Source organism: Pseudomonas sp. CF161, from assembly GCF_000416215.1.
GTDB lineage: Bacteria > Pseudomonadota > Gammaproteobacteria > Pseudomonadales > Pseudomonadaceae > Aquipseudomonas.
Map to the genome: position 1 here is coordinate 62049 of NZ_ATLP01000034.1, position 24101 is coordinate 86149.

The following is a 24101-nucleotide window of genomic DNA, read 5'->3' on the forward strand; positions in this document are numbered from 1 at the left end:
GAATAATAAGAAATGCATAGCAGCAATCATCTGACCCGGCACGCCCAGCAAGTGCTGACCGTCACCCAGGGCAAGGCCCGCTTGCAGGGCCCGGGCAGCGACCCGTCGATCGCCCGCTCGTGGCTGCGTTGCCTTGAGGATTACCACCTCGACCCGGCCCAGGCCATGGCGCCGACCGTGCTCGAGCAGGCGCGGCTCCTGGAAAGTCGCGAGCGCCTGCAGCAAGTGCTGCAGATTGCCGGCAGCGAGATGGCCAGCCTGCATCAGCAATTGTCCGGTGCCGGCCATGCGGTGCTGTTGACCGATGCGCGGGGGGTGATCCTCAACTGCATCACCGCGCCCACCGAGCGCAAGATTTTCGAGCGCGCCGGCCTGTGGCTGGGCGCTGACTGGAGCGAAGCCTGCGAAGGCACCAACGGCATCGGCACCTGCCTGGTGGAGCGCCAGGCGCTGACCATCCATCAGGACGAGCATTTTCGCGGGCGTCACACGGGCCTGACCTGTTCCGCCAGCCCGGTGTTCGACCCTCACGGCGAACTGCTGGCGGTGCTCGATGTATCGTCGGCCCGCCAGGATGTCTCGCGGCAGAGCCAATTCCACACCATGGCCCTGGTCAATCTTTCGGCGAAGATGATCGAGAGCTGCTATTTCCTGCGTTATTTCGACAACCAGTGGTTGCTGCGTTTTCATTTGCAGGCCGAGTCAGTGGGGCTGTTCAGCGAAGGGCTGCTGGCGTTCGACGGCGATGGGCGGATCAGCGCGGTGAATCAGAGCGCGTTGAACCTGCTGGGGCATGTTCGTGGCGGTTTGCTGGGGAAACCGGTGGAATCGTTCTTCGATTGTTCGCTCGATGAGTTGCTGAGCCGGGCCAGCGTCAATGCCAGCGCCAGTTGGCCATTGCGCAGCCGTGATGGGCGCAATCTGTTTGCCCTGCTGCGTGGCCAGCCGCGCACGGTGCCGCAGCCGGTGGTGATGCCGACCCCTGTGCTCGAACGCCCGCGGCTGCCAGGCATATGCCTGGGCGATGCGGCGCTGCAGGACGATTTTCGCAAGGCCCTGAGGGTCTTCGAGCGCGATGTGCCCTTGCTGGTCAACGGCGAAACCGGCTCCGGCAAAGAGGCCTTTGCCAAGGCCGTGCACCATGCCAGCCAGCGCGCGGAAAAAGCCTTTGTCGCGCTCAACTGCGCGGCGATTCCGGAAAGCCTGATCGAGAGCGAGTTGTTCGGCTATCGCGGCGGCAGCTTTACCGGCGCCCGCAAGGAAGGCATGCGCGGCAAGTTGCAACAGGCCGATGGCGGCACGCTGTTTCTCGATGAGATCGGCGACATGCCCCTGGCCATGCAGACCCGACTGTTGAGAGTGCTGGAAGACCGGATGGTGGTGCCCATTGGTGGCGAGCCCCAGGCGGTGAATGTGCGGATCATCAGCGCCACCCACCGCGACCTGCTGGAGCGGGTGCACAACGGCAGTTTCCGCGAGGACTTGTACTACCGCCTCAATGGCCTGGAAATCGGCTTGCCGGCGTTGCGCCAGCGCAGTGACAAATCCCAGTTGCTGGACTTTCTCCTGGCTGAAGAGGCCGGTGAGCAGGCGGTGCTGCTGGATGCGGCGGCGCGCCAGGCGTTGCTGGACTTTCACTGGCCGGGCAACGTGCGCCAACTGCGCAATGTGCTGCGGACACTGGCGGCGCTTTGCGAGGACGGGCGGATCGTCCTCGAAGATCTGCCGGCAGTTATCCGTCACCGCCGTCCGGACCCCGTGGCGGCCACGGTCGAGGATATTTCGCAGCACCCGCTGGACGATGCCGAGCGCCTGGCGCTGCTCAACGTCCTGGAGCAACAGCGCTGGCACATGACCCACGCTGCGGAGCAATTGGGCATCAGCCGCAACACCCTGTATAGAAAGCTGCGCAAACACGGCATCGCCCGCTAGCACCACCCCGCAGGGGATACCTCGGGGAGGGCAAGCGGCTATAGCGGCGACCATAAGCGGCGGTGTTCGATTTGCTCGGCAGCTAAAGAGTGCGAATTGCAGCCCTCTACGCTAACCTGCCGCGATGTTTACGAGGTCGACTATGCACATTCATATTCTCGGTATTTGCGGCACTTTCATGGGTTCAATGGCGGTTCTGGCCAAGGAGCTGGGCCATCGTGTGACCGGTTCCGATGCCAACGTCTATCCACCCATGAGCACCCAGCTCGAGGCCCAGGGCATCGAGTTGACCCAGGGTTACGACCCGGCGCAGCTCGACCCGGCGCCGGACCTGGTGGTTATCGGCAATGCCATGTCCCGCGGTAACCCGGCGGTGGAATATGTGCTGAACAAAGGCCTGCCCTACGTCTCCGGCCCGCAATGGCTGGCCGAGCATGTACTGCGAGGTCGCTGGGTACTGGCGGTCGCTGGCACCCATGGCAAAACCACCACCAGCAGCATGCTGGCCTGGGTGCTGGAGCACGCGGGCATGAGCCCGGGTTTTCTGATCGGCGGCGTGCCGCAGAATTTCGCAGTTTCGGCACGTTTGGGTGACACGCCCTTTTTCGTGATCGAGGCCGATGAGTACGACAGCGCCTTCTTCGACAAACGCTCCAAGTTCGTCCACTACGGCCCGCGCACCGCGATCCTCAATAACCTTGAGTTCGATCATGCGGACATCTTCCCCGATCTGCCGGCCATCGAGCGGCAGTTCCACCACCTGGTGCGCACCATCCCCAGCGAAGGCCTGGTGATCCATCCGACCACCGAGCCCGCCTTGCTGCGGGTGATCGACATGGGCTGCTGGACCCCGGTGCAGACCACCGGCGCGGGTGGCCAATGGCAAGCCAGGCTCCTCAGCGAAGACGGCTCGCGCTTCGAAGTGCTGTTCGAAGGTGTGGTTCAAGGCGTGGTCGAGTGGGACATGACTGGTCAGCACAACGTCGCCAATGCCTTGGCCACCCTGGCGGCGGCACGCCATGTGGGCGTGGTGCCGTCCATGGGCATCGACGGGTTGAGTGCGTTCAAAAGCGTCAAGCGGCGCATGGAAAAGGTCGCCGAAGTACAGGGCGTCACCATCTACGACGACTTCGCCCACCACCCGACGGCCATCGCCACCACCCTGGACGGCCTGCGCAAACGCATTGGTGATGCTCCGCTGATCGCCATCATCGAGCCGCGCTCCAATTCGATGAAGCTGGGTGCCCACCGTGATGGCCTGCCGGAAAGCGTCAACCAGGCCGACCAGGTGATCTGGTACGCCCCCGCCAATCTCGGCTGGGACCTGGGCGCCACCGCCGCATTGTGCTCGGTGCCGGCCATTGTCAGCGACTCGCTGGAAGGCATCATCGAGCGCGTGAAGAGCCAGGCCAAACCCGGTACTCACGTGGTGATCATGAGCAACGGCGGTTTTGGCGGCCTGCACGGCAAACTGGCTGAGGCCCTGCAATGAACAACGGTCCGGAACGCATCACCCTGGCCATGACGGGTGCCTCGGGCGCCCAGTACGGCTTGCGCCTGCTCGATTGCCTGGTCCGTGAAGATCGGGAAGTGCACTTTCTGATTTCCAAGGCCGCGCAATTGGTCATGGCCACCGAAACCGACGTCTCGCTGCCGCCCAAGACCCAGATGATGCAAGCCTTCCTCACCGAGTACACCGGTGCGGCGGCGGGGCAGATCCGGGTCTATGGCAAGGAAGACTGGATGTCGCCCGTGGCCTCGGGCTCCGGCTCGCCGGCGGCGATGGTGGTGGTGCCGTGTTCGACCGGAACCCTGTCGGCGATTGCCACGGGGGCTTGCAACAACCTGATCGAGCGTGCGGCCGATGTGACGCTCAAGGAGCGTCGCCAGTTGATTCTGGTGCCGCGCGAGGCGCCGTACTCGAGTATTCATCTGGAGAACATGCTCAAGCTGTCGAACATGGGCGTGACCATTCTGCCGGCGTCGCCGGGCTTTTATCATCAGCCACAGACCATCGATGACCTGGTGGATTTTGTGGTGGCGCGGATTCTCAACCTGCTGAACATCCCTCAGGACATGCTGCCGCGCTGGGGCGAACACCATTTGAGCAGTGATGAGTAGGGCGTTGCTGCTGGCGTTGATCGCCCTGCAACTGGGCGGTTGTGCCACCGCGCGCACCCTCAATGCCGCCCAGCCGGGAGCACCGGTGGTGTACTCGGGAACGCGGCTGGATTTGTACGCGATGCAGGGTGGCTGTTGCGCCATGGACCGTTTTGGGGCCGAGGCGCCGAGCTACCCCGGTGTCGACCTGCCCGCCAGCGCTCTGCTCGACACGCTGCTGTTGCCGTTGTCGGTGCTGACGGTGTTGGGTGTGGGGTTCCAGGCTACCGGCGGGTTGTAGCGGCGCTTGCTGGAGCGCCGCACCAGCCCGGTTTTATTTGCCCAGCTTGCGTAACTCGTCGGACTCGACCACCCGAATCCCGTCCTGTTCTTCCAGGGCCAGGCGCCACATGGCGCGAGCCAGTTGGCAGGCTTCGATACCGCGGTACTTGCCGGGAATCAGCTTGGACAAGGGGCCGGCCAGTTGTTCCGCCAGGCGTGGCTCAAGGCGCTCGCCCAGCAGCAGCGAAGGGCGGCAGATGGTCAGTTGCGGCCAATCCTGGGCTTTGAGCGCCTGCTCCATTTCGCCCTTGACCCGGTTGTAGAAGATCGAAGACTTGGCGTCGGCCCCCACGGCGCTGATCACGATCAGGTGCCGCGCGCCCATTTCCCGCGCGCGCTTGGCAAAGGCCACCACCATATCCAGGTCCACGGCACGAAACGCCTGTTCCGAGCCGGCCTGCTTGATGGTGGTGCCCAGGCAGCAGAAGGCGATGTCGACCTGGCCAGTGAGTTGGGGCAAAAATACAGCCGGGTCGCCGACCGGGTTTTCCAGGTGCGGATGCTCGCTCAACGGGCGGCGGCTGGGTGCCAGAACGCGGGTCACGGTGGGTTCGTTGAGCAGGCGATCAAGCAGGTGTTCGCCAGTCAGGCCGGTGGCTCCAGCGAGCAGGATATGCTGAGGCGTCAAGTACATAGTGTTTCCCCCTTGATACTGTTTCAGCTTAGTTGCTCTTTGCTTCCTTGCTGTCGATTGAGACACTTTGCAGCGCTTTTCGTGCCTGCTGTTTTCGCAATTGTTGCCAGTGCGCCAAGACCCCCTTGGGCGCCCAGATCTGCGGTTCCGAGGCTTCGAAATTATCGGCCTGCTCACGTTCGGCGACGTTGGCCCGGGCCAGTTTGAAGGCTTGTTCCAGATCATCGGTCTGGTTCAGCGCCTGGGCGAACAGCGCGTCGCCAAAGTAGGTGAAATCCGCTTCTTCCGAGCAGCCGAAGGACACCCGGTCGGCCTGCGAGGCGGTCATGATCAGCGTGCGTTCGTCCTTGAGCGTCGGGATAAAGCCGCCGGAGTAACAGGCCGAGATCACGATGATCTTGTCGCGGTTCTTCAGCGGGGCCAGAGCCGTCGCCAGCTCATCGGCCGGCAGGTCGGCCAGCTCCAGGCGCGGCTGGTCGAGCACCAGTTCGTGGGCGCTGGTGCCGTGGCTGGTCAGGTAGATGAAAATAAGGTCTTCCGGGCCGCTGCGTTCGGCCAGGGTCTGGGCCGAGCGGTGCAGGCTCTCCCGGGTGGCCATGGGCCGGTCGGCCAGGTGGTCGCGGTGGTTGACCAGGCGGATCTGGCCGTAGGCGCCGAAACGGCTGGCGAGCATGTTGCTGACGTAGTCGGCTTCGCGCAGGAACACGCTTTGCTTGCCGTCACCGGCCAGGGTCAGGCTGTACAGCTCTATCGCCGGTGTCGAGGCGGGAACGTTGGCCAGTGCTTGCTCGAGCAGGCGGCCCTGGGCCAGCAAGCCGAGCTCCAGTGGGTCCGGCAGCAATTTGCCGCTGGCATCGCGCACGCGCAGGCCGTTGATCCAGTCGCCGCTTTGCACGGTGCCGTCACGCAATACCAGCACTCCGTGGCCCTGGTAGCTGTCGCTGTCGAAGCCGCCGATATAAAAGCTGCCGTCGCTGAGGTTGAGGCGGCCCTTGCCGCTGAAGCGCCAATCGCTGAATTGCCCGACATAGTGGCTGCCGTCGACGCCTATCAGTTCACCTTTGCCGCTCAGGGCGCCTTCTTTGAACTGGCCGATCCACACGTCGCCATCCGCGTTTTCGTAACGACCCTTGCCGTGCAACTGGTTCTGCTTGAAGCCGCCGACGTAGATGTCGCCCTCGGCGCTGTTGAAGGTGCCGTTGCCTTCGAGCTGGCCATTGACGAAGTGGCCGCTGAACTGATTGCCGCTGGCGTCGCTGCGCTGGCCTTCGCCATTGGGCTTGCCGTGGGCGAACTGGCCCTGGTATTGGCTGCCGTCCTCCAGCTCCAGGCGCCCCAGGCCTGAATATAGGTCGGCCTTGAACTCGCCTCGGTAGGTCATGCCGCCCTCTTTGAGGGTGCCTTCACCATCGCGGCGACCAAACTTGAAACCGCCGGTGTAGCTGCTGTCCTGGGTGGTCAAGCTGCCTTGGCCGTGGAACAGGCCTTGCTGGAACTGGCCGCGATAGACCTCGCCGTTGCTGCCATGCCATTCGCCGTTGCCATGCCATTGGCCATTTTCGAATTGCCCCGCGTACCAGCTGCCGTTGGGATAGTCGATGCGCCCCTGGCCCTGCAGCAGGCCGTTGACCACGTCGCCCCGATAGCGCCCGCCGTCGGGCAGCCGGGCGTCAGGCGGCAGCAGCGATTCGCCGTCTCCGCAGGCGGCGAGCAACAGGGTCAAAACCAGGGGTACAAGTGGGCGCATAGCGGGATCCGGGTAATTAGGGGACCGAGTATGCCGCAGCCATGTGGCTTATATATAGAGAGGCCGTGCGAAACAGCGTGAGCTGTTTCGCATCAACGGTGTTTCAGACGAAGCAGAGCGACAGTGGCTCGGCGATATAGGCGGGTTTTTCCTGGCCTTCGATTTCCAGGGTGGCAGTGGCCTTGAGCAACCACTGGCCGGGTTTCTTCTCGGTGACTTCGGTGAGGTCAACCTTGAGTCGCACCTTGGAGTTGACCTTGACCGGCTGGATGAAGCGCACGCTGTCCAGGCCGTAGTTGACCACCATCTTCAGGCCTTCGGGCAACACCAGAATGTCTTCCATCAGCTTTGGAATCAGTGACAGCGACAGGAAACCATGGGCAATGGTGCCGCCAAAGGGGGTTTGCGCAGCCTTGACCGGGTCGACGTGGATAAACTGGAAATCGCCAGTCGCCTCGGCAAACAGGTTGATGCGCTCCTGGTCGATGGTGAGCCATTCGGAACGTCCGAGTTCCTTCCCGACATAATCTTTGAGCTCTGCAACAGGAACGTAGGGCATTGAGACTCTCCTTGGTTTATCGGTTTTATAGTTTTTCACGGGGTGGGGGCGGTGCCCTGACAACCACTTTAGATCATCATGGCCAATTGCTTGGGTCAACCATCCATGCTTTTGGCGAATGCCGGTCCATAGCCCTTGCGTGCTTATAATGCGCGACGCGTTTTTGCTGGAGAGTGGGGATGTTGTTACGCGGTCTGACATGGCTGGTGCTGTTCCAATTGCTCGGCACGGCGATCAATCACCTGTTTCTGCCGATACTGCCGGGGCCTATCGTCGGCCTGCTGCTGATGCTGATCTTCCTGATTGCACGGGGCGAAGTCGGGGAGCCCCTGAGCCTCGCGGCCAGCAGCCTGCTGCGTTACCTGCCGCTGTTGCTGGTGCCGCCGGCCGTGGGCGTGATGGTCTACGCCAAGGACATCGCCGCTGATTTCTGGGCGATTGTCGGGGCGCTGGTGCTGTCCCTGGTGATTTCCATGGCCTTTGTCGGCGTGCTGATGCAGAAGCTGGTCAAGCGTCAGGCGCGGCGGGAGCAAGGGCAATGACGTTCGACTGGCAAGGCGCCTGGGCGGCCGTGATCCACCACCCGTTGTTTGGCATCGGCATTACCCTGGGGGCTTATCAACTGGTGCTGGCGGCGTTCGAGAAAACCCGCTGGATCTTTCTGCAGCCGGTGCTGGTGTCGATGCTGCTGGTCATCGGCGTGCTGCTGGGCTGTGGCCTGACGTACGCCGAGTACCGTAAGAGCACCGAAATCCTGAGTATTCTGCTGGGCCCGGCCACGGTGGCGCTGGCGGTGCCGCTTTATCTGAATCTGCGGCGGATCCGGCAGTTGTTCTGGCCGATATTTACTACGCTGGTGGTGGGTGGCGTGGTCGCAACCGGCCTTGGCGTATTGCTGGGCTGGTGGTTTGGCGCCGAACACATGATCTTGATGACCATGGCACCCAAATCGGTGACTTCACCGATTGCCATGCTGGTGGCCGAGCAGATCGGTGGCGTGGCGGCCCTGGCGGCGGTGTTCGTGCTGATCACCGGGGTTATCGGGGCCATTTTCGGCCCGAGCATTTTGAATCGCCTGGGTGTCCATAGTCCTGAGGCGCGCGGCATGGCCCTGGGCATGACGGCGCATGCCGTGGGCACCTCGGTGGCTTTGCAGGAAAACGAAGAGTGCGGTGCCTTTGCGGCGCTGGCGATGAGTCTGATGGGCGTGGCCACGGCGGTATTCCTGCCGCTGGCGGTATCGTTGGTGGTTTAAGGATTTCTCTATGAGCCTGGCGCTTTTTCCGCTGAATACCGTGCTGTTTCCGCAGTGCATCCTCGATCTGCAGATTTTCGAGGCGCGCTACCTGGACATGATCGGCCGCTGCATGAAACAGGGCAGTGGTTTTGGCGTGGTCTGCATCCTCGAAGGCGAGGAGGTCGGCAACGTGCCGGAAGGTTATGCGCTGATCGGCTGCGAAGCCTTGATTACTGATTTTCATCAGCAGGACAATGGCCTGCTGGGCATTCGGGTCAAGGGTGGACGGCGTTTTCGCGTGCTCGGCAGCGAGGTGCAGAAGGACCAACTGGTGGTTGCCCAGGTCGAGTGGCTCGATGAGGCGCCCGAGCAACCGTTGCAGGATGAGGACGCCGACCTGATCGCCTTGCTCAAGGCGCTGGCCGAGCATCCGATGGTCGAGGCCTTGAGCATGGGCACGGAGGCCACCGGTCAGCAGTCGCTGGCGAACCAGTTGGCCTACCTGCTGCCATTTTCAGAGCTGGACAAGCTGGACCTGCTGCAACTGGATGATCCGCAGCAACGCCTGGATGCGATCCAGGCGCTGCTGGATGAGTTGCAGGGCGAGCTGTTCGCCTGACCGCTCAATAGTGGTGTGCAAGGTCAGGGTGACGGCCCTTGCCGCCACCCTCTAGCTGATTTACTCAATAGGCGTAGCGCAGCAGGGCGTGGGGTAGGTGCCGCATGGACATGAATGCGCACAGCGCAATCATGCTCGGCAGCACCAGCCACCAGACCCTGGCGGGCATTGCCGGCAAAGGCGTCTGAAGCTGGCTCAGGGCCAGGCTGGCGGCACAGACGCAGGTCGCGAGCATCGCGCCGGCCAGAATATCGGTCGGCCAGTGCGCCCCAAGATAGACCCGCGACAAGGCAATCGAAGCGGCCGGCAGGCAGCCCAGCAGGAGCCAGGTCAGGCGCATCCTGGGTGGCTGGCCGCGCCCGGCAAGCACCGCCAGGGTCAGAAACAAGGCAAAGGCCCCGGAAGAGTGCCCGCTGGGCATGCTGTAGCTGGTCAGTGGGTCGGTCAGCACCTCGGGGCGGACCCGGGCGAAGAACCACTTGCTGCCGGTGTTGGCCAGGGCGGTGCACATCAGCGTGGCGCCGGCGAAGATCGCCTGTCGCCATTGGCGAGCGATCAACAGCAGCAGGGTGAGCACGCCGCTGATGATGAACATGGTGCGGAACTCGCCGATCTGCGTGACCATCACCATGATCCGGTCCAGGGATGCGCTGCGATGCTCCTGCACCAGGGCAATCAGGCCCTGGTCGAACTGGTTCAGGTAGGGGTAGCCGATAAACAGCCCAGCCAGGATCACCAGGCTCATCACGCTCATGATCAAGGTGGCATTGCGGTGTCGACGCAGGCTGCTGGTAATGCTCAGGCCCACCAGCACGGCGATGCTGCCGACCACGATCCCGGCCTCGGGCCAGAACCCCTCGGGCAGCGGCAGGCGTATCGCGGCGCCGGTGGCCCAGCCGGGCAGCAGGTAGGCAACGGTCCAGCCGGCAGCGGCCAGCAGGCTGACGGCAATAAAGCGCGGGAAGGGCATGTCGAACATGCCGGCGACCATCGGCAGCATCGGCCGCAACGGGCCGATAAAACGTCCGACCAGCAGGCTGGCGATGCCATAGCGCTGAAAGTACGCCTCGGCGCCACTGATCCATTGCGGGTGTTGGCGCAGCCCGGGCAGTCGACGAATGCTCTGATGAAAATGCCTGCCGAGCAGGTAGGAAACGACGTCGCCCAGCAGCCCGCCGAGGAAGCCCAGCAGCAGGGTTTCGCCCAGGGACAGGGCGCCGTTGCCGGCCAGCACGGCAATGGCGAACAGCAGCACCGTGCCGGGCACGATCAGGCCGGCAATCGCCAGGCACTCGACACAGGCCACAATAAATACCGCGGCGGCCAGCCACTGCGGGTTGGCCGTCAACCAGGTGGTCATGCCATCGAGCCATGGGCCCATAGAGTCAACTCCGTCATGTGCACATTGAGCGCAGAAGCGCGCCGGATCGCGATAGCGCTATCGCGGGCAGGTTCGTTGCTGCGGGATTTCAGTCGAGCAGAAAGTAATCGCGTCCTTCGACTTGGCCGCGACGCAAGGGGTTCCGTGTGCAATAGGGCGCGTAGGACGCGTCGACAAAGCGGTACATCAAATGCTCGTCTCGGCCGTGGGGAATGCCCAGGCGGGTGGTCTGGATAATCTGTCCGACCGGGGTGCCGACATCTTCGACAAACAGCAGTTCCTGATCAAAGCGCTTGGCATCCCAGGTTGGGACTTTCAAGCCCAGGGCCTTGCACAGCAGGGTCTGGCCGGCGCACAGCTTCTGCGAGGGACGGGGGCGGCCGCTGGCATCGGGGTTGTTGAGCAGCATTTGCGCCAGGCTGGCCGGGCCTGAGACGGCGTCGACCCAGGGGTAGGCCGACTTTATCAGCACCGCGTTGCCCGGGCCCTGGGCGCTGAAGTTCAGCGAGTCGCCGCCACGGGCGTAATACATGTAGATGTGGCCGCCATCCAGAAACAAAGCCTTACGCTTTTCTGTGTAGCCGAGGGAGGCGTGGCTGCCTTTTTCCTCGCAGTAATAGGCTTCGGTCTCGATAATGCGCGCCGATAACCACAGGCCGTCGACTTTATGCCGGATGATTTTGCCCAGCAGTTCGCGGGCCAGCAGTTGCGCATCACGGTCGAAGAAGCTGTCAGGCAGGGCGTTGGGCAGGTCTGCGTTGGTCAGAATGGACATGGTGGCAACGGTGAGCGACGAAAAATGTGACGCAATGATATCAACATCAGCCTTAACTCATGCTTAACGCGCGCTATTTGCCCTCCATTTTGACCATCCGCCCGTGACCGCTGTCCGTGGGCCGATGCGACAGCTATAATCTGCCGCTTTCCTCTTTGCCAAGACCACACCAGACCATGACTGAGTCCGTTCTTGACTACATGACCCGTTTGGGTCGCGCTGCCCGCGAAGCTTCGCGCGTCATCGGCCGTGCCAGCACTGCGCAGAAAAACCGTGCGCTGAATGCTGCTGCCGCTGCTTTGGACGCCGCTCGTCCAGAGTTGACCGCGGCCAACGAGCAGGACCTGGCTGCCGGCCGGGCCAATGGTCTGGAACCGGCCATGCTTGAGCGCCTGGCACTGACCCCGGCCCGTATCGACGGCATGATCGTCGGTCTGCGCCAGGTGGCGAGCCTGCCGGACCCGGTGGGCGCGATCCGCGATATGAGCTACCGGCCTTCGGGTATCCAGGTCGGCAAAATGCGCGTGCCGCTGGGTGTGGTTGGCATCATTTACGAATCACGGCCGAACGTGACCATCGATGCCGCGAGCCTGTGCCTGAAGTCGGGTAACGCGACCATCCTGCGTGGCGGCTCCGAGGCCATCCACTCCAATCGCGCCATCGCCCTGTGCATCCAGCGCGGCCTGGCCGAAGCCGGCTTGCCGGCGGCCGTGGTCCAAGTGGTCGAAGTGACCGACCGGGCGGCTGTCGGTGCCTTGATCACCATGCCGGAATACGTCGACGTGATCGTGCCGCGCGGCGGCAAGGGCCTGATCGAACGCGTCAGCCGTGACGCCCGCGTGCCGGTGATCAAGCATCTGGACGGCATCTGCCACGTTTATGTCGGTGCTCACGCGGACCTGGCCAAGGCCCAGCGCATTGCCTTCAACGCCAAGACCTACCGTTATGGCATCTGCGGCGCGATGGAAACCCTGCTGGTGGATCAAGCTGTGGCTGCCGAGTTCTTGCCGGCGATGGCCGCGCAGTTCCGCGAGAAGGGTGTCGAGTTGCGGGGTTGCGCGCGTACTCAGGCCATCATCGACGTGATGGCCGCCACCGAAGAAGACTGGAATACCGAATACCTGGCACCGATTCTGTCGATCCGCGTTGTGGACGACCTGGGCCAGGCCATCGAGCACATCAACCATTACGGCTCGCACCACACGGACTCGATCGTCACTGAACACCAGGGCGAAGCCCGGCGTTTTGTGGCTGAGGTCGACTCCAGTTCGGTGATGATCAACACCCCGACCTGCTTCGCCGATGGCTTTGAATACGGATTGGGTGCGGAGATTGGCATTTCTACTGATAAGCTGCACGCCCGCGGCCCGGTAGGTCTCGAAGGCTTGACCTGCGAGAAATACATTGTGGTCGGTGATGGCCAGTTGCGTGGACAGGAGTCGGTCTGACTTGGGCGACCTTGGCCAGCCAGCCGTCCTGCCCGTCAGCGAACCCCGGCCCAGACGCATCGGTGTACTCGGCGGGACGTTCGATCCGGTGCATATCGGCCATTTGCGCGGTGCGCTGGAAGTGGCCGAATCGCTGACTCTTGATGAATTGCGCCTGACACCCAGTGCCAGGCCGCCTCATCGCAACACGCCGCAGGTGTCGGCGTTGGACCGTCTGGCGATGGTCGAGTGCGCGGTCACGGGGGTATCACCGTTGGTGGTGGACGACCGTGAGCTGAAACGGGACAAGCCGTCCTACACCCTCGACACCCTGGAACTGATGCGGGCCGAGTTGGCCGCGGATGACCAGTTGTTTCTGCTACTGGGCTGGGACGCTTTTTGCGGCCTGCCCACCTGGCATCGCTGGGAGGAGTTACTCCAGCATTGCCACATCCTGGTGCTGCAACGCCCGGATGCCGACAGCGAACCGCCGGATGCCTTGCGCAACCTGCTGGCAGCGCGGTCGGTAAGTGACCCCTTGGCCCTGACCGGGCCGAGCGGGAATATTGCATTCGTCTGGCAGACCCCGCTTGCGGTGTCTGCCACCCAGATCCGTCAACTGCTGGCCAGCGGTAAGTCGGTACGTTTCCTGGTGCCTGACGCGGTCCTGGCCTACATCGATGCGCACGGGCTTTACCGTGCGTCGAACTGAAAAGGCGCGCTTGAAGGCACGAATAGTCGTGTATTGAAGCGCCCGAACATACGAGCAAAACGAGTTTTATATGACGAACAACGACGTAAACAAAGTTAAGCGCAAAGGCACGTTCAAGAGTGCCCCGCTGCCTGAGAAAGTCATCATCGGCGAGCCCCTCAAAGGCGATGAGCTGGTCAAGGTTGCCGTAGCGGCCCTGGAAGACGTGAAGGCCCAGGACGTGCTGGTCATCGATGTGCGTGACAAGCAAAGCATCACTGACTACATGATCATCGCCACCGGTACCTCCAACCGCCAGATCGGCGCAATGCTGGACAAGGTTCGCGAAGCCGTGAAGGCCCTGGGCGTCAAGCCACTGGGTGAAGAAGGCAAGGGCGACAGCGACTGGGTGTTGCTGGACATGGACGACGTGATCGTTCACATGATGACCTCCAACGCCCGCCAGTTCTACGACCTGGAGCGCCTGTGGAAAGGCGCCGAGCAGAGCCGTGCCGCCGATGGCAAGCACCACAGCCCGGAAGTGGGTCACGAGCATTTCAACAAGCTCAACAAAGACCAGGAATAAGGAACGGCTGTGCGCCTGCGTCTGATCGCTGTCGGTTCACGCATGCCCAAGTGGGTGGAAGAGGGCTGGCATGAGTATGCCAAGCGCTTGCCGTCCGAGCTGGCGCTGGAACTGGTGGAAATACCGCTCAATACCCGGGGCAAGAACGCCGACGTGGCACGCTTTATCCGTCAGGAAGGCGAAGCCATGTTGGCCAAGGTCGGCCCCAACGAGCGGATTGTCACCCTCGAGGTGCACGGCAAGCCCTGGAGCACCGAGCAACTGGCGGTCGAACTGGACCGCTGGCGCCTCGATTCGCGCACGGTCAATTTCATGGTCGGCGGCCCGGAAGGGCTGGCGCCGGAAGTCTGTGCACGGGCGGATCAGCGCTGGTCGCTGTCACCGCTGACCTTGCCCCACCCGCTGGTACGCATCCTCATCGGTGAACAGCTGTATCGCGCCTGGACAGTCCTGTCCGGGCACCCTTATCACAAGTAGCCCTGCGCCCTAATGTCCCAGCCGATCCGCATCAAGGACCACGAGAAAGACGCCCGTCTGGTGCGTGGCCGGGTCGTGTTCGGTGCAATTGCCGTGGTGTGCCTGATCGGGGTGCTGATCGCGCGGCTATATTTTCTGCAGGTCATCCAGTACGAGTACCACTCGACCCTGTCGGAAAACAACCGCGTCCACGTACAGCCCATTCCACCGACCCGCGGCCTGATTTTTGACCGCAACGGCGTCGTGGTGGCGGATAACCGGCCGAGTTTCAGCCTGAGCATGACCCGCGAGCGTTCCGGCGACTGGCGCCAGGTCCTCGATGTGATTGTCGAGGTGCTGGAGCTGACGCCTGAGGACCGCGTGCTCTTCGAAAAGCGCATGAGCCAGGGGCGGCGGCCATTCGAGCCGGTGCCGATTCTGTTTGAGCTCAACGAAGAGCAGATCGCCCGGATCGCGGTCAACCAGTTCCGCCTGCCGGGCGTGGAAGTGGTGGCCCAGTTGGTGCGCCATTACCCCCAAGGCGCGCACTTTGCGCACTCGGTGGGCTACATGGGGCGGATCAACGAGAAAGAGCTGAAGTCCCTGGATCCGGTCAACTACAGCGGCACTCACCATATCGGCAAGACCGGTATCGAGCGCTTCTACGAGCCGGAACTGCACGGCCAGGTGGGCTACGAAGAAGTCGAGACCAACGCCCGCGGCCGCGTGCTGCGGGTGCTCAAGCGCACCGACCCGATTCCTGGCAAAGACATTGTCCTGAGCCTCGACATCAAGCTGCAGGAAGCCGCCGAACTGGCCCTGGGCGGGCGTCGTGGCGCGGTGGTCGCGCTGGACCCCTCCACCGGTGAGGTACTGGCGATGGTCAGCCAGCCAAGCTTCGACCCGAACCTGTTCGTGACCGGCATCAGTTTCAAGGCCTATGCCGAGTTGCGCGATTCGATCGATCGTCCGCTGTTCAACCGGGTACTGCGCGGCCTTTATCCGCCGGGCTCGACCATCAAGCCGGCGGTGGCGATTGCCGGTCTTGATTCGGGCGTGGTCACGGCCTCGACCCGGGTCTTCGATCCGGGTTACTACCAATTGCCCAATTACGATCACAAGTACCGCAACTGGAACCGCACCGGTGACGGCTATGTCGACCTGGACACGGCGATCATGCGTTCCAACGACACCTACTTCTATGACCTGGCCCACAAGCTGGGGATCGATCGGTTGTCGGCCTACATGAACAAGTTCGGTATCGGGCAGAAGGTCTCCCTGGACATGTTCGAGGAATCCCCAGGGCTGATGCCGTCCCGTGAGTGGAAGCGCGCCACCCGGCGCCAGGCCTGGTTCCCGGGGGAAACCCTGATTCTCGGGATCGGCCAGGGCTATATGCAGTCGACCCCTTTGCAGCTGGCCCAGGCCACTGCGCTGGTGGCCAGCAAGGGCAAGTGGAACCGCCCGCACCTGGCCAAGACCATTGAGGGCGAAAAGCCGGTGGATGAAAATCCGATGCCGGACATCGTCCTGCGTGACCCGTCGGACTGGACCAAGGTCAATCACGGCATGCAGCAGGTGATGCACGGCGCTCGCGGTACCGCGCGCAAGGCGGCCGTCGGCGCGCAGTACCGGATTGCCGGCAAGAGTGGTACCGCCCAGGTGGTCGCCATCAAGCAGGGCGAGAAGTACGACCGCTCCAAGGTCCAGGAACGCCACCGCGACCACGCCCTGTTTGTCGGGTTTGCCCCGGCGGACAACCCCAAAATCGTGGTCTCGGTCATGGTCGAGAACGGCGAGTCGGGTTCCGGCGTCGCGGCCCCGGTAGTGCGTCAGATCATGGATGCCTGGCTGCTTGGCCAGGACGGTCAGCTCAAGCCCGAGTTCGCCAGCCCTATCAGCGCGGAGGCTACGGCCCGTGAAGAGTAATTTTGATCGCATCCTCTCCAGCGAGGATGTGATGCGGCGTCGCGCGACTCTGTTGCAGCGCATGCACATCGATGGACCGTTATTGATCCTGTTGCTGACCCTGGCGGCCGGCAGCCTGTTTGTCCTGTACTCGGCCAGTGGCAAGAGCTGGGACCTGCTGGCCAAGCAAGCCACCTCGTTCGGCATCGGCCTGGTGTCGATGATCGTGATCGCCCAGTTCGAGCCGCGTTTCATGGCGCGCTGGGTGCCGCTGGCCTATGTGTTCGGCCTGGTGCTGCTGGTGGTGGTGGATGTCATGGGGCACAACGCCATGGGCGCCACCCGCTGGATCAACATTCCGGGGGTGATTCGCTTCCAGCCGTCGGAATTCATGAAGATCATCATGCCCGCGACCATTGCCTGGTACCTGGCCAAGCGCACCTTGCCGCCACAGCTCAAGCACGTGGGGATCAGCCTGGTGCTGATTGGCCTGCCGTTTATCTTGATCGTGCGCCAGCCCGATCTGGGCACCGGGCTGCTGATCCTGGCCGGTGGCGCCTTCGTGCTGTTCATGGGCGGGCTGCGCTGGCGCTGGATCCTCAGCGTGCTGGCGGCGGCGGTGCCGGTGGCGGTGGCGATGTGGTTCTTTATCATGCACGACTACCAGAAGCAGCGGATCCTGACCTTCCTCGATCCGGAGAGCGATCCGCTCGGCACTGGCTGGAACATTATCCAGTCCAAGGCGGCCATCGGTTCCGGCGGCGTATTTGGCAAAGGCTGGTTGCTGGGCACCCAGTCGCACCTGGACTTTCTCCCGGAAAGCCACACCGACTTCATCATTGCGGTGATGGGCGAAGAATTCGGCCTGGTGGGCATCTGCGCACTGCTGCTGATCTATCTATTGTTGATCGGTCGCGGGCTGGTGATTACCGCCCAGGCGCAGACGCTGTTCGGTAAATTGCTCGCCGGCAGCCTGACCATGACGTTTTTTGTTTACGTTTTCGTCAACATCGGTATGGTCAGTGGCCTGTTGCCGGTTGTGGGGGTGCCGTTGCCGTTCATTAGCTACGGAGGAACTTCGCTGGTGACACTGCTGTCAGCGTTTGGGGTTTTGATGTCGATCCATACCCATCGTAAGTGGATCGCGCAGGTTTGAAAAAGGTGAAGAATTCAATGCAAGTAATGCGTGGCTGGGCCGCTCGGTATGCACCGTGGGTCGGTCTGGTAGGCATCCTTGGTGCAACGCAGGAAGCGTTGGCCGGCGATTACGAGGGTTCGCCGCAAGTGGCCGAGTTCGTGGGTGAAATGACCCGCGATTATGGTTTTGCAGGCGAGCAGCTGATGGGTGTGTTCCGCGAGGCTGAACGCAAGCAATCGATTCTGGACGCCATTTCAAGGCCTGCCGAGCGCGTCAAGCAGTGGAAAGACTACCGGCCAATGTTCATCACCGACGCGCGCATTGCCCGTGGGGTGGACTTCTGGCGTCAGCACGAAGCCGCGTTGGCCCGCGCCGAGCAGGAATATGGCGTGCCGGCCCAGGTGATAGTGTCGATTATCGGCGTTGAGACCTTTTTTGGTCGAAATACCGGTAATTACCGGGTGATCGATGCTTTATCCACCCTGAGTTTCGATTATCCGCCGCGTGCCGAATTCTTCCGCAAGGAGCTGCGCGAGTTTTTGCTGCTGGCCCGTGAAGAGCAGGTCGACCCCTTGACCCTCAAGGGCTCCTACGCCGGGGCTATGGGGCTGCCGCAGTTCATGCCGAGCAGTTTTCGCGCGTACGCCGTGGATTTCGACGGTGACGGCCACATTAATATCTGGACCAATCCGGACGATGCCATTGGCAGCGTCGCCAGCTACTTCAAACGCCACGGCTGGGTGGCCGGCGAGCCGGTGGTCAGCCGCGCCGATGTACGCGGCGATCAGGTCGATGAAGGCCTGACCACCGGCATCGAGCCGACGAAAACCGTCGGGGAGTTGCGGGCCCTGGGCTGGTCGAGTCATGATGCGCTGCGCGATGATTTGCCCGTCACCGCCTTCCGCCTGGAAGGCGACAATGGCCCGGAATACTGGATGGGCCTGAAGAATTTTTACGCGATCACGCGTTATAACCGCAGCGTGATGTACGCCATGGCCGTACATCAGTTGTCTGAACAGCTGGTCCAAGCACGGGGCGTCAAGTAATGCTGGCATCGCCAATTCGCAAACCCCTGAAGCTGGTGGCTTTCGCCGCATTGTCCTTGCTGGTGGTCAGTTGCTCGACGAGTCGAGCGCCGCAACAGAAATCCTCGACCGCGGTGCGTTCCGCCCCGGGCCTGGATATCAACCGTGCCCACAAGGATGGCGCGCCCTGGTGGGATGTCGACGTTTCGCGCATTCCCGATGCCACCCCGACCCTGCACACCGGGCCTTACAAGGCCAACCCTTATACGGTGCTGGGCAAGACCTATTTCCCGATGGCCGAATCCAAGCGCTATGTCGCGTCGGGCACGGCCTCCTGGTATGGCACCAAGTTTCACGGGCAGAACACCGCCAATGGCGAGGTGTATGACCTGTACGGTATGAGCGCGGCGCACAAGACACTGCCGCTGCCCAGTTACGTGCGGGTGACCAACCTGGACAACAACAAGACCGTGATTCTGCGGGTCAACGATCGTGGGCCGTTCTACTCCGACCGCATCATCGACCTGTCCTACGCTGCGGCGAAAAAGCTCGGGTATGCCGAGACCGGCACCGCGCGGGTCAAGGTTGAAGGCATCGATCCCCAGGAATGGTGGGCCCAGCGTGGTCGCCCGGCGCCGTTGATGCTCAATGAACCGCAGGTGGCGCAGAATGCGGCGCCAACGGTCACGGCCTCGACCGGCACGGTAGAGCAATGGACGCCACCGCCCCAGCAGCACGCCGCCGCGGTGGTTCCGGTGCAGCTGGAGGCCAAGAAAGCGGCTGCTTCCCCAGCCTCTGGCCAGTATCTGCAGGTGGGCGCCTTCGCCAACCCGGACGCAGCCGAGTTGTTGAGGTCGAAGTTGAGCGGCATGGTCAGCGCCCCGGTGTTCATCAGTTCGATCGTGCGTAACCAGCAGACCCTGCACCGGGTGCGCCTGGGGCCGATCGGCTCGCCGGGTGAGATCCAGCAAGTGCAGAACAGCGTGCGCCTGGCCAATCTGGGTCAGCCGAGTGTCGTGACTGCCGAGTGATTTTTTGATTCAGGGTCTGCCCGCGTGCGGGTGGCCTAGGTTGTTGGCTCTGTGAACAACAAAAACCCGGCAAGGGTCAGTGAGTGAACAACTGAACACGCGACAGCCCGTCAGAAGGCTGTCTGATTAGTTTTGCCCGAGAGGGCAAGTTTCCATTAGCTACTTCGAGAGACGGATGAACATCACCACCTTTGCCAAACGCCTGTGCCTGCTTGTCCCGCTGATCATCACGCCCGCTGCCTGGGCGGTAGAGGCGATGCCGTCGCCACCGCAACTGGCCGCCAAGTCCTATGTGCTCATGGATGCCAGCAGCGGTAACGTGCTGGTGGAGAACAATGGTGACCAGCGTCTGCCGCCAGCCAGCCTGACCAAGCTGATGACCGCCTACATCGCGACCCTGGAAATCCGTCGCGGCCAGATCGGCGAGAACGATCCGGTGACCGTCAGCGAGAACGCCTGGCGCACCGGCGGTTCGCGGATGTTCATCAAGGTCGGTTCGCAAGTGACCGTCAGCGACCTGCTGCACGGCATCATCATCCAGTCGGGTAACGACGCCAGCGTTGCGGTTTCCGAGCACATCGCCGGCAGCGAAGACGCATTCGCCGACATGATGAACAAGACAGCCGGCGACCTGGGCATGAGCAACAGCCACTTCATGAACCCGACCGGCCTGCCGAACCCCGAGCACTACTCGTCGGCCCACGACATGGCCGTGCTGGCTCGCGCGATCATCCACGAAGACCCGGCTCACTATGCGATCTACTCGCAGAAAGAGTTCTTCTGGAACGGCATCAAGCAACCCAACCGCAACCTGCTGCTGTGGCGCGACAAGACCGTCGACGGTCTGAAAACCGGCCATACCGACGAAGCCGGCTACTGCATGGTGTCCTCGGCCGTGCGTGATGGCATGCGTCTGATCGCGGTGGTCTTCGGCACCAACAGCGAGCAGGCTCGCGCCGCTGAGACCCAGAAGCTGCTGACCTACGGTTTCCGCTTCTTCGAAACCCAGACCTTCTATCAGAAAGGCACCGAGCTGGCCCAGGCACCGGTCTGGAAAGGCACCACCCACCAAGTCAAGGCCGGCCTGGCTGAAGACCTGACCATGACCATGCCCAAGGGCCAGCTGAAGAAGCTCGCCGCCAGCATGACCATGAACCCTCAGCTGGTCGCGCCTATCGCCAAGGGCGACGTGATCGGCAAGGTTGAGGTCAAACTGGACGACAAGGTCGTACACAGCGCTGACCTGATCGCTCTGGAAGCGGTCGAGGAAGGTGGTATCTTCCGCCGCATGTGGGATAGCATCCGTCTATTCTTCTTCGGCTTGTTCAACTGATTACTGTTGTCGACGGACATGGGCCCTGCTCTGAAACAGACCAGGGCCCATGTCCGTCGCCACGGCTTACGAGGCCGTTTTGCCATGACAGACACTGAAGTAAAGGCGCCAAAGATCGAATTCCCTTGCGCGGATTACCCGATCAAGGTGATTGGCGACACCGGTGTGGGTTTCAAGGACAAGATCATCGCAATCCTTGAGAAGCACGCCACCGTTGACCACAAGACCCTGGCCGAACGCCAGAGTACCAACGGCAAGTACACGACTATCCAGTTGCACATCATCGCCACCGGTCAAGAACAGCTGTACGACATCAACAGCGAGTTGCGGGCTACCGGTTTCGTACACATGGTGCTGTGATGCAGCAACCGCTCGGCTTTCGCGAGCTTGGCCGGATGGATTACGAGCCGGTCTGGCATGCCATGCAGCGTTTTACCAATGAGCGTGGCAGTGATGCCGCCGATGAAATCTGGCTGGTCGAGCATTCACCGGTGTTTACTCAAGGCCAGGCCGGCAAGGCGGAACACCTGCTGATTCCCGGGGATATCCCGGTAGTCCAGGCGGACCGAGGCGGGCAGGTGACCTATCACGGTCCCGGCCAGCTGGTGGCTTACCTGCTGCTGGATGTGCGTCGCCTCGGGTTCGGTGTGCGCGAGCTGGTCAGCCGGATGGAGCGCTGCCTGATCGAGTTGCTGGCCAGCTATGGCGTGACGGCGGCAGCCAAGCCGGATGCGCCTGGTGTGTACGTCAACGGGGCGAAAATCGCTTCTCTGGGCCTGCGGATCCGCCATGGTTGCTCCTTTCATGGCCTGGCCCTGAATGTGGATATGGATCTTCAGCCGTTTCGACGGATAAACCCCTGCGGCTATGCCGGGCTGGCGATGACCCAGCTGCGCGAGCACACAGGGACGATTGAATTTGCCGAGGTAAGTGCCCGGCTGCGCGCGCAGCTCGTCAAACACCTCGACTATGCTGAGCAGACGACCCTAACGGGCGGAATCGACTGATATGACTACTGCGCAAGACGCTGTGCAAACCATGATCCCGACGCTCGATATCACCGAGCGCCCGGCCCCGCGTGCCAAGGTTGAAGCCGGCGTCAAGCTGCGCGGCGCCGAAAAGGTTGCGCGCATCCCGGTGAAGATCATTCCGACCACCGAGCTGCCGAAGAAGCCGGACTGGATTCGCGTACGGATTCCGGTGTCCCCGGAAGTCGATCGCATCAAGGCCTTGCTGCGCAAGCACAAGCTGCACAGCGTTTGCGAAGAAGCCTCCTGCCCGAACCTGGGCGAATGCTTCTCCGGCGGCACCGCGACCTTCATGATCATGGGTGACATCTGCACCCGTCGTTGCCCGTTCTGTGACGTCGGCCACGGCCGTCCGAAACCACTGGACGTCAACGAGCCGGAAAGCCTGGCCATCGCCATTGCCGACCTGCGCCTGAAGTACGTGGTGATCACCTCGGTCGACCGTGATGACCTGCGTGACGGCGGTGCCCAGCACTTTGCCGACTGCATCCGCGAAATCCGTAAATTGTCGCCGAATGTGCTGCTCGAAACCCTGGTTCCGGATTACCGCGGCCGGATGGACGTGGCGCTGGCAATCACCGCTGCCGAGCCACCGGATGTGTTCAACCACAACCTGGAAACCGTGCCGCGCCTGTACAAGGCTGCGCGTCCGGGTTCGGACTACCAGTGGTCGTTGACCCTGCTGCAGAAATTCAAGCAAATGATGCCGCTGATCCCAACCAAGTCCGGCTTGATGCTGGGCCTGGGCGAGACCGACGATGAAGTGATCGAAGTCATGAAGCGCATGCGCGAACACGACATCGACATGCTGACCCTGGGCCAGTACCTGCAGCCGTCGCGCAGCCACTTGCCGGTCCAGCGTTTTGTGCACCCGGACACCTTCGCCTGGTTCGCCGAGGAAGGTTACAAGATGGGCTTCAAGAACGTTGCCTCGGGCCCGCTGGTGCGTTCGTCGTACCACGCCGACGAGCAGGCGAAACTGGTCAAGGCCAGCCTGGTCTCCTGATACGCGACCGGTAAAAGCGCCCGCAAGGCTTGCCTTGTGGGCGTTTTCGTTTCTGCGGTATCGACATCACCTTTCTTTGCAGACAAATCCCACGTCTTTCCAGGCACCCCGGGGCTTTTTTTGCTCAGCAATCCTGTCTACTGTGAGCCACACAATCCACGTCGGGAGAACCATGGATGACCACCCAGCCGATTGAAACATTGCTCGCCCATCTGCCGGTGCCCGCCCTGCTGCCTGAAGGGCAAATCGGCTTGATCGCGCCTGCCGGACCCGCAGCCCTGGATGTGGATAAAGCCGTGCAATGGATGCGCGCGCGGGGCTATGCATTGCGGATCTTCCCGGGCGTGAGCGAGGCTGACGGCTACCTGGCGGGCAGCGACGAGGTGCGGTTGCAGGACCTGCACGCGGCCTTTGCCGACAAGGCGATCGGCGCCATTCTCTGCCTGCGTGGGGGCTACGGCAGCCCACGGTTACTGGATCGGATCGATTACGAGCTGCTGCGGCGCAATCCTAAGCCGTTTATCGGCTACAGCGATATCACCGCCTTGCACCTGGCCATACATCGTTATGCGGGGTTCGTGACCTTTCACGGGCCGATGCTCAACGCCGACCTGCTGGGCGGCAAGCAGGCACCGACCGAGGCTTCGTTGTTCGGCATGCTGCGTGGTCAGTTCAAGGCCGGCAGCGTGCTCGCGCATCCGGTGGCCTACCCCTTGAACACCATCGAGCCCGGGATCGCCTGTGGCCAGCTGCTGGGGGGCAACCTGTCGATGATTGCGGCGACCATGGGCACGCCCTACGAGATCAATACCCAGGACGTCATTCTCTTTATCGAAGACATCAATGAGCCGCTCTACCGCATTGACCGTCTGCTGACTCACCTGCGCCTCGCGGGCAAGCTGCAGCAGTTGCGGGGGGTGTTGGTCGGGGATGTGGCGGGAGTGGACCCTGAGGCGCTTGCCCGCCTGCTCAAGCAGACCTTTGCCCCCCTGCGCATTCCGGTACTTGCCGGGTGGCGCAGCGGGCATTGCGATCCCAACCTGACCTTGCCGCTCGGGGCATTGGTCAGGCTGGATGCGGGTGAGCAGCAGCTGGTCCTGGAGCAGGACGTGGTGCTGAGGTAGCGCGATGGGCCAGGGACCTGCT

Annotated in this window: 25 protein-coding genes; 20 read left to right on the forward strand and 5 right to left on the reverse strand. The window is 62.4% G+C overall.

Annotated features, from left to right (window positions below):
* The first annotated feature begins 12 nt into the window (after window positions 1-12).
* From CF161_RS03910 to CF161_RS03925, 4 genes are all read left to right on the forward strand, one after another.
* Window positions 13-1932 carry a sigma-54-dependent Fis family transcriptional regulator gene (locus CF161_RS03910; protein WP_020295262.1) on the forward strand — a complete coding sequence of 640 codons (1920 nt, stop codon included), beginning with the start codon at window positions 13-15 and terminating at the stop codon, window positions 1930-1932.
* Between the two features lie 142 nt (window positions 1933-2074).
* Window positions 2075-3424: a UDP-N-acetylmuramate:L-alanyl-gamma-D-glutamyl-meso-diaminopimelate ligase gene (gene mpl / locus CF161_RS03915; protein ID WP_020295263.1), complete on the forward strand. Its 1350-nt coding sequence runs from the start codon at window positions 2075-2077 to the stop codon at window positions 3422-3424.
* A complete protein-coding gene (gene ubiX / locus CF161_RS03920; RefSeq protein WP_020295264.1) occupies window positions 3421-4053 on the forward strand; it encodes a flavin prenyltransferase UbiX in 633 nt (210 codons plus the stop codon). The genes mpl and ubiX overlap by 4 nt, the downstream gene beginning before the upstream one ends.
* Window positions 4046-4333 carry a YceK/YidQ family lipoprotein gene (locus CF161_RS03925; protein ID WP_043228598.1) on the forward strand — a complete coding sequence of 96 codons (288 nt, stop codon included), beginning with the start codon at window positions 4046-4048 and terminating at the stop codon, window positions 4331-4333. The genes ubiX and CF161_RS03925 overlap by 8 nt, the downstream gene beginning before the upstream one ends.
* Window positions 4334-4366: 33 nt before the next feature.
* Here the strand turns inward: CF161_RS03925 and CF161_RS03930 are convergent, their stop codons facing one another.
* The 3 genes from CF161_RS03930 to CF161_RS03940 all read right to left on the reverse strand — a co-directional run bounded on the left by CF161_RS03930 (window position 4367) and on the right by CF161_RS03940 (window position 7314).
* A complete protein-coding gene (locus CF161_RS03930) occupies window positions 4367-5008 on the reverse strand; it encodes an oxidoreductase (RefSeq protein ID WP_020295266.1) in 642 nt (213 codons plus the stop codon).
* 28 nt (window positions 5009-5036) lie between these two features.
* Window positions 5037-6755, reverse strand: coding sequence for a C13 family peptidase (locus tag CF161_RS03935; RefSeq protein ID WP_020295267.1), 1719 nt, complete (start codon window positions 6753-6755; stop codon window positions 5037-5039).
* Between the two features lie 103 nt (window positions 6756-6858).
* On the reverse strand, window positions 6859-7314 hold the full coding sequence (locus CF161_RS03940; RefSeq protein ID WP_020295268.1) for a MaoC family dehydratase: 456 nt from the start codon (window positions 7312-7314) through the stop codon (window positions 6859-6861).
* 179 nt (window positions 7315-7493) lie between these two features.
* Here CF161_RS03940 and CF161_RS03945 point away from each other — a divergent pair, with 179 nt between their 5' ends.
* The 3 genes from CF161_RS03945 to CF161_RS03955 are packed head-to-tail and all read left to right on the forward strand — an operon-like array spanning window position 7494 to window position 9170.
* Window positions 7494-7856, forward strand: coding sequence for a CidA/LrgA family protein (locus tag CF161_RS03945; protein WP_020295269.1), 363 nt, complete (start codon window positions 7494-7496; stop codon window positions 7854-7856).
* Window positions 7853-8569, forward strand: coding sequence for an LrgB family protein (locus tag CF161_RS03950; protein WP_020295270.1), 717 nt, complete (start codon window positions 7853-7855; stop codon window positions 8567-8569). Before CF161_RS03945 ends, CF161_RS03950 begins: the two co-directional genes overlap by 4 nt.
* 10 nt (window positions 8570-8579) lie before the next feature.
* Window positions 8580-9170: an LON peptidase substrate-binding domain-containing protein gene (locus CF161_RS03955; RefSeq protein WP_020295271.1), complete on the forward strand. Its 591-nt coding sequence runs from the start codon at window positions 8580-8582 to the stop codon at window positions 9168-9170.
* Window positions 9171-9234: 64 nt separating this feature from the next.
* Here the strand turns inward: CF161_RS03955 and CF161_RS03960 are convergent, their stop codons facing one another.
* Window positions 9235-10551, reverse strand: coding sequence for a bifunctional DedA family/phosphatase PAP2 family protein (locus tag CF161_RS03960; protein ID WP_020295272.1), 1317 nt, complete (start codon window positions 10549-10551; stop codon window positions 9235-9237).
* Window positions 10552-10639: 88 nt separating this feature from the next.
* Entirely contained in the window at window positions 10640-11326 is a 687-nt protein-coding gene (locus tag CF161_RS03965; protein ID WP_020295273.1) for a DNA-3-methyladenine glycosylase, read from the reverse strand.
* A gap of 176 nt (window positions 11327-11502) precedes the next feature.
* Between CF161_RS03965 and CF161_RS03970 the strand changes: the two genes are divergently transcribed.
* The 13 genes from CF161_RS03970 (at window position 11503) to CF161_RS04030 (ending at window position 24079) form a co-directional block, all read left to right on the forward strand.
* Window positions 11503-12774, forward strand: a complete 1272-nt coding sequence (locus CF161_RS03970) for a glutamate-5-semialdehyde dehydrogenase (RefSeq protein ID WP_020295274.1) — start codon at window positions 11503-11505, stop codon at window positions 12772-12774.
* On the forward strand, window positions 12743-13465 hold the full coding sequence (gene nadD / locus CF161_RS03975) for a nicotinate-nucleotide adenylyltransferase (RefSeq protein WP_238596166.1): 723 nt from the start codon (window positions 12743-12745) through the stop codon (window positions 13463-13465). The genes CF161_RS03970 and nadD overlap by 32 nt, the downstream gene beginning before the upstream one ends.
* 70 nt (window positions 13466-13535) lie before the next feature.
* Complete coding sequence (rsfS, locus tag CF161_RS03980) at window positions 13536-14030, forward strand: ribosome silencing factor (protein WP_020295276.1); 495 nt, start codon at window positions 13536-13538, stop codon at window positions 14028-14030.
* Window positions 14031-14039: 9 nt separating this feature from the next.
* On the forward strand, window positions 14040-14507 hold the full coding sequence (rlmH, locus tag CF161_RS03985; protein WP_003185785.1) for a 23S rRNA (pseudouridine(1915)-N(3))-methyltransferase RlmH: 468 nt from the start codon (window positions 14040-14042) through the stop codon (window positions 14505-14507).
* A gap of 12 nt (window positions 14508-14519) precedes the next feature.
* Entirely contained in the window at window positions 14520-16415 is a 1896-nt protein-coding gene (mrdA, locus tag CF161_RS03990) for a penicillin-binding protein 2 (protein ID WP_020295277.1), read from the forward strand.
* A gap of 31 nt (window positions 16416-16446) precedes the next feature.
* Window positions 16447-17550: a rod shape-determining protein RodA gene (gene rodA, locus CF161_RS03995; RefSeq protein WP_020295278.1), complete on the forward strand. Its 1104-nt coding sequence runs from the start codon at window positions 16447-16449 to the stop codon at window positions 17548-17550.
* A 5-nt stretch (window positions 17551-17555) separates the two neighbouring features.
* Window positions 17556-18578 carry a lytic murein transglycosylase B gene (gene mltB / locus CF161_RS04000; RefSeq protein WP_371106507.1) on the forward strand — a complete coding sequence of 341 codons (1023 nt, stop codon included), beginning with the start codon at window positions 17556-17558 and terminating at the stop codon, window positions 18576-18578.
* Window positions 18578-19588 (forward strand): septal ring lytic transglycosylase RlpA family protein, encoded by a 1011-nt coding sequence (locus CF161_RS04005; RefSeq protein ID WP_020295280.1) that lies wholly within the window; start codon window positions 18578-18580, stop codon window positions 19586-19588. The genes mltB and CF161_RS04005 overlap by 1 nt, the downstream gene beginning before the upstream one ends.
* A 175-nt stretch (window positions 19589-19763) precedes the next feature.
* On the forward strand, window positions 19764-20921 hold the full coding sequence (locus CF161_RS04010; protein ID WP_020295281.1) for a D-alanyl-D-alanine carboxypeptidase family protein: 1158 nt from the start codon (window positions 19764-19766) through the stop codon (window positions 20919-20921).
* Window positions 20922-21005: 84 nt separating this feature from the next.
* Window positions 21006-21281: a DUF493 domain-containing protein gene (locus CF161_RS04015; RefSeq protein ID WP_008152827.1), complete on the forward strand. Its 276-nt coding sequence runs from the start codon at window positions 21006-21008 to the stop codon at window positions 21279-21281.
* Window positions 21281-21928: a lipoyl(octanoyl) transferase LipB gene (lipB, locus tag CF161_RS04020; protein WP_020295282.1), complete on the forward strand. Its 648-nt coding sequence runs from the start codon at window positions 21281-21283 to the stop codon at window positions 21926-21928. The genes CF161_RS04015 and lipB overlap by 1 nt, the downstream gene beginning before the upstream one ends.
* Before the next feature lie 31 nt (window positions 21929-21959).
* Window positions 21960-22955 carry a lipoyl synthase gene (gene lipA / locus CF161_RS04025; RefSeq protein WP_161955756.1) on the forward strand — a complete coding sequence of 332 codons (996 nt, stop codon included), beginning with the start codon at window positions 21960-21962 and terminating at the stop codon, window positions 22953-22955.
* A gap of 176 nt (window positions 22956-23131) precedes the next feature.
* Complete coding sequence (locus CF161_RS04030) at window positions 23132-24079, forward strand: LD-carboxypeptidase (RefSeq protein WP_020295284.1); 948 nt, start codon at window positions 23132-23134, stop codon at window positions 24077-24079.
* Window positions 24080-24101: the final 22 nt, after the last annotated feature.